Annotated in this window: 7 protein-coding genes; 4 read left to right on the forward strand and 3 right to left on the reverse strand. The window is 72.7% G+C overall.

Translation table 11 applies throughout. From position 1 onward, the window contains the following. Positions 1-254, forward strand: a 254-nt coding sequence (locus tag ACFP3V_RS23400) for a Rieske (2Fe-2S) protein (protein WP_380586801.1), incomplete at its 5' end; no start/stop codon positions are given. 146 nt (positions 255-400) lie between these two features. After that, positions 401-1,033 (forward strand): TetR/AcrR family transcriptional regulator, encoded by a 633-nt coding sequence (locus ACFP3V_RS23405; RefSeq protein WP_380586802.1) that lies wholly within the window; start codon positions 401-403, stop codon positions 1,031-1,033. Between the two features lie 250 nt (positions 1,034-1,283). On the opposite strand, the gene ACFP3V_RS23410 is transcribed toward ACFP3V_RS23405, so the two are convergent. Together ACFP3V_RS23410 and ACFP3V_RS23415 are read right to left on the reverse strand one after the other, a co-directional pair. Continuing rightward, positions 1,284-2,174, reverse strand: coding sequence for a helix-turn-helix domain-containing protein (locus ACFP3V_RS23410; RefSeq protein ID WP_380586805.1), 891 nt, complete (start codon positions 2,172-2,174; stop codon positions 1,284-1,286). A gap of 14 nt (positions 2,175-2,188) precedes the next feature. Further along, positions 2,189-2,392: a hypothetical protein gene (locus ACFP3V_RS23415; protein WP_380586808.1), complete on the reverse strand. Its 204-nt coding sequence runs from the start codon at positions 2,390-2,392 to the stop codon at positions 2,189-2,191. Between the two features lie 174 nt (positions 2,393-2,566). Here ACFP3V_RS23415 and ACFP3V_RS23420 point away from each other — a divergent pair, with 174 nt between their 5' ends. Both ACFP3V_RS23420 and ACFP3V_RS23425 read left to right on the forward strand, forming a co-directional pair. Beyond that, entirely contained in the window at positions 2,567-3,751 is a 1,185-nt protein-coding gene (locus ACFP3V_RS23420; RefSeq protein ID WP_380586810.1) for a permease, read from the forward strand. A 167-nt stretch (positions 3,752-3,918) separates the two neighbouring features. Further along, a complete protein-coding gene (locus ACFP3V_RS23425) occupies positions 3,919-4,557 on the forward strand; it encodes an isocitrate lyase/PEP mutase family protein (RefSeq protein ID WP_380586813.1) in 639 nt (212 codons plus the stop codon). A 19-nt stretch (positions 4,558-4,576) separates the two neighbouring features. On the opposite strand, the gene ACFP3V_RS23430 is transcribed toward ACFP3V_RS23425, so the two are convergent. After that, a partial coding sequence (locus tag ACFP3V_RS23430) for an Rv1733c family protein (protein WP_465270109.1) occupies positions 4,577-4,908 on the reverse strand: 332 nt, incomplete at its 5' end.

Consider the following 4,908-nt stretch of genomic DNA (forward strand, 5'->3'; position numbering starts at 1 on the left):
GCGGAGGCAAGGTCTTCGCGGACCAGCAGGTGGTGGTGACCCAGCCGGCGGCGGGTCAGTTCAAGGCGTTCAGCGCGGTCTGCACGCACGCCGGATGCACGGTCGGCTCGGTGTCGGGCGGCACGATCGTCTGCCCGTGCCACGGCAGCAAGTACAAGATCACGGACGGGTCGGTGGTCCAGGGCCCCGCCCCGCGCCCGCTCGCGGAGAAGTCCGTGACCGTCGCCAACGGGCAGTTGGAACTCGGCTCCTGACGCCAGCGCGACAGTGGCCCGCGGGGGTGGGAACGCCGCGAGAACACCGTTCCCGCCGCCGGGGGCCACCCCTGTGCCCGGACAGCGGCACGCACCGCCGGGAAGGCGTCATACCCGTGCAACAGCGTTCCCGCTACCATGGCGAGGTGTCCAAGGTAGACCTTGCTCCACGGCCGGTCGAGGCGATGTCTCCCCGCCAGCTGGAACGCCGGAAGCACCTCGTTGACGCCGCCCTCGCCCTGGTCTGTGAGATCGGGGTGGAGCGCGTGCAGATGAAGCAGGTAAGCGAGCGCTCGGGAGTGGCGCTCGGCACGACGTATCGTTACTTCTCCTCCAAGGACCACCTCCTCGCCGCCGCCGTCGCGGACTGGCGCAGCCTGCTCCTCGCCGACCTGGCGGCGGAACTGCGCGGCCCGGCCGGCCCGGCGTCGGCGACGGAACGGGTCGTCCGCTTCGTGCACCGGGGGATGCGGGCGTTCCAGCGTCAGCCCAATCTGGCCCATCTGCTGGTATCGGTGACGGTGTCCACGGACCCGTTCGCCAGCGAGGCGGTCGACGCGATGGCGGCCTCCGGCCGCGCGTCACTGCAGGCGGTACTGCCCCCGGAACTGCCTCCGGCAGACCGGGAGGTGATCCCCCGTCTGATCGAGGCGGCGTGGCACAGCGAACTCGTCGCCTGGGTCACCGGCCGCTCGACGCTGGCGGACGCCTTCTCCCGCCTGGACTCCGTCATCCGCCTCGTCCTCGCCCCCTACACCCCGGTCGCCCCCGCTGCGTGAGCCCCCGGCGGGCCCCGGGCGGCCGGGCCCGTCAGGGGCCCCAGGGGCGCGGGGCTGCGGACATGTGCGGTTCCGCCGCGTGGGCGCGAGCAACACACCAGTCGGGGAGCTCCGTCCCGCACATGGGATCGGACCTCCCCGAGTCGTGGGCTGGTCGCGCCCACGCGGCGGGAGCCGCACATGTCCGCAGCCTGGCGCCCCTGGCGGCTACGTCGCCTGAGGGGCCACCGAGGGGCGGCCCAACGCGGGGCTAGCGGCGTGGGGAGGGGATCGGGGCTTCGCCCGATGCGGTGGGTACGGGGGCTGCCGGTGGGAGTTCGCGGAGAACCGTCCCGATGACGTCCCGTGCCTCCGAGCCGTACACCGCGACCGACGCGTACGCGTCGAAGACGCGCTCGTAGACGGACACTTCGGGCGCCGACGTCACGTTGATCTCCGCCGTCCAGGTCTCCACCTGCACCAGGTGGGCGTCGTGGATCCAGAACGGATGCAGGGGCGCGAACGGCAGCAGCGCGGCGTCCGGCAGGACGCCCACCCGGACGCCGTCGAGCGACGCGACCGCCAACAGGCGGTCCAGCTGGCCCCGGTGCGCCTCGCCGGGGCACACCCGGGCCCGCAGCGCGCCCGCGGTGAGCAGGAAGTGGAAGTCCCGGCCCGGTTCGTACAGCACCCGCTGGCGTTCCATCCGCGCCTGCACCGCCGCTGACACGTCGTCAGGCGTGCCCTGGAGCGCGGACAGCGCCACGAACAGGCTGCGTGCGTACTCGGCGGTCTGCAGCAGGCCGGGGATCATCGTGGGCTCGAAGACGCGCAGCCGGCTCAGCCGGGACTCCAGCTCCTGTGCCACCCGCTGTCGGGGCGCGTGACCGGCTCGCAGGCTCCGACGCCAGGTCACATAATGCGTGTCCAGGGCATGCAGGCGAGCCGCCAGCTCCGCCGCCGCCTCCGGTGCGCCGCAGGCCGCGGCCCAGCCCTCGATGTCGGCCGCGGACGGGGTCTGCCTGCCGTGCTCGATGCGGGAGACCTTCGACGGCGCCCAGCCCAGGCGGGCGGCCAACTGCTTCCCGTTGAGCCCCGCCTCCCGGCGCAGCCGGTGCAGCCAGGCGCCCAGGGCCTCGCGCTCGCGCTGGTAGTCGGTCACGGGCGTCGCCCCCTTCAGCCCCCGTGCGCGCTGAAGAACTGCAGCAGCTCGCGGGGGATCTCCACCGCGGTCTCCCCCGGGAGCAGGTCGCGCAGTTGGTCGCGTGCCTGCGGGTCGGTGACCCGGTAGCCCTGGACCACCAGCGTGCCCCGGTCGGTCGCGTAGAGCGTGGGGCAGTTGCCGTTGTTGGACGTGGTCCCGAGAAAGGTCAGCCGCATGGTGTGGGGAATCCCTCGACAAGTACGTTCCGTGACAATTGCTAGCACTCTGTGGACAGAGCGCGCAAGCATGGTGACACACCGTCAGACGCACGCCCGGTAGCGCGCGCCCGGGCGCCTCGCGGCGTGCGCCCTCCTTGACGGTCATACCCCCTGGGGGTATATCTCTAGCTCATGACCGCTGTCCACGCCGTCCTGCATGCGCTGTCCATCACGGGATCCATGACCTGGGAGATCACCTGGGCGCTGATCCTGGGCTTCCTTCTCTCGGCCGTGGTCCAGGCGGTCGTGCGCAAGTCCACGATCGTCCGGCTCCTGGGGGACGGCCGTCCGCGTACGCTCGCCCGGGCCTCGCTGCTCGGGGCGGCGTCCTCCTCCTGCTCCTACGCCGCCGTCGCGCTGGCCCGGTCGCTCTTCCGCAAGGGCGCGGACTTCACGGCGGCCATGGCCTTCGAGATCGCCTCGACCAACCTCGTCGTCGAACTCGGCGTGATCCTGGCGCTGCTGATGGGCTGGCAGTTCACCCTGGCCGAGTTCACCGGCGGCCCGATCATGATCGTGCTGCTCGCCGTGCTGTTCCGGCTCACCCTGCGCAAGCGGCTGCTCGACCAGGCCCGCACCCAGGCCGAGGAGGGCCGGCCCGGGGCCATGGAGGGCCACGCCGCGATGGACATGTCCGTCCGACGTCCGGGCACCTTCCGGCAGCGGCTGCTGTCGCGCGAGGGCTACACCTCGGTCTCCCACGTCTTCGTCATGGAGTGGGCCGCCATCCTGCGCGACCTCGTACTGGGCCTGCTGATCGCCGGCGCCATCGCCGCCTGGGTGCCCGAATCGTTCTGGCAGAGCTTCTTCTTCCAGGGCCATCCGCTCGCCGCCAAGCTCTGGGGACCGGTGGTCGGACCCGTCGTCGCCCTCGCCTCCTTCGTCTGCTCGATCGGCAACGTGCCGCTCGCGGTGGTCCTGTGGAAGGGCGGCATCAGCTTCGGCGGCGTCGTCGCCTTCATCTTCGCGGACCTGCTGATCCTGCCGATCCTCAACATCTACCGGAAGTACTACGGCGCCCGGATGGCGCTCTACCTCGCGGGCACCTTCTACCTGGCCGTGGTCGTCGCCGGCTACGCCGTCGAGCTCGTCTTCGGCGGCCTGGGCCTGGTGCCGGACCAGGGGGACGCGAAGGTGCCCATGGAGGGGGTGAGCTGGAACTACACCACCGTCCTCAACATCGCCTTCCTGGTGCTCGCCGCCGCCCTGCTGCTGCGGTTCCTGCGTACCGGCGGGCGGCAGATGCTCGCCATGATGGGCGGCTCCCCCGACGCCCACGCCGGGCATGAGCACCACGCCGGGCACCCGCACCACTGACCGAAGTGGACCGCGCCACCGCCCCGGAATTGGCCCGCGCCGACGGGCCAACCTCCCCCTAGAGTCGGGAGCATGACGGATCTTCACGCCCGCGCGGACGTCCTGCGCGCCCTCCATGTCCCCGGCCGCCCGCTGCTGCTCCCCAACGCCTGGGACGNCTCCCCGCCGTGGCGACCAGCAGCGCGGCCGTCGCCGAGAGCCTCGGCTGGGCGGACGGCGAGGCCGCTCCGGCGCAGGTCGTCCTGGACGCGCTGGCCCGGATCGCCGCCGCGGTGGAGGTGCCGGTCACCGCCGACATGGAGCGCGGCTACGGGCTCCGGCCCGCCGAACTGGTCGAACGGCTCGCCGAGGCGGGCGCCGTCGGCTGCAACCTCGAGGATTCCCTGCCCGGCGACGGCCGGCTCCTGGACGTCGAGGAGCAGTTCGACTTCCTCAGCGCCGTCCGTGCCGCGGCGGACGCGGCCGGGACGGGCCTGGTCCTCAACGCGCGGATCGACACCTGGCTCCGCCCGTCCGACACGACGTCCGAGGAGCGCCTCGCGCAGACGGTGGCCCGCGCGCGCCGCTACCGGGAGGCGGGGGCCGACTGCGTCTACCCGATCCTGCTGGCCGACCGCGGAACCATCCGCCGCCTGGTCGCCGAGGCGGACGTTCCCGTCAACATCATCGCCCAGGGTCCGGCCGCCGACCTCCGCTCCCTGGCCGACCTGGGCGTCGCCCGGATCAGCTTCGGCGCGCAGCTCTTCCGCGCCCAACAGGCGCGGCTGGCCGAGGAGTTGGACCGCCTGGCGGCCGATCTCGGCTGACGCCCGGCGCCCTCTGGGGTCAGCGGTCGGCCGTGCCGTGGCGGCGGCGTCCCGACCAGTAGGGCTCGACCTCGGCCCACTCGTCCGCCCACGCCCGCGCGTCCCGCAGGTCCAGCCGACGGCGCAGCAGAGCGTGGCCGAGAGCCAGCAGCAGGCTCCCGAAGAACCAGGCGCCGAGGGCGTAGACCACGGCGTTCACGGTGATCGTGGCTTCCGTCGTCGGCGGCGAGGTGAGGCGTCCGGCGTCGTCGACCCAGACCCGCACGCCGTCGGAGGTCCAGCCGGGCGGGGGCTTGATGACCGCGCGGTGGCTCGCGCCCACCGGATACGTCCAGGCGACCTCCAGCCCCG

The organism is Streptacidiphilus monticola, assembly GCF_042658505.1.
Classification (GTDB): Bacteria; Actinomycetota; Actinomycetes; order Streptomycetales; family Streptomycetaceae; genus Streptacidiphilus; species Streptacidiphilus monticola.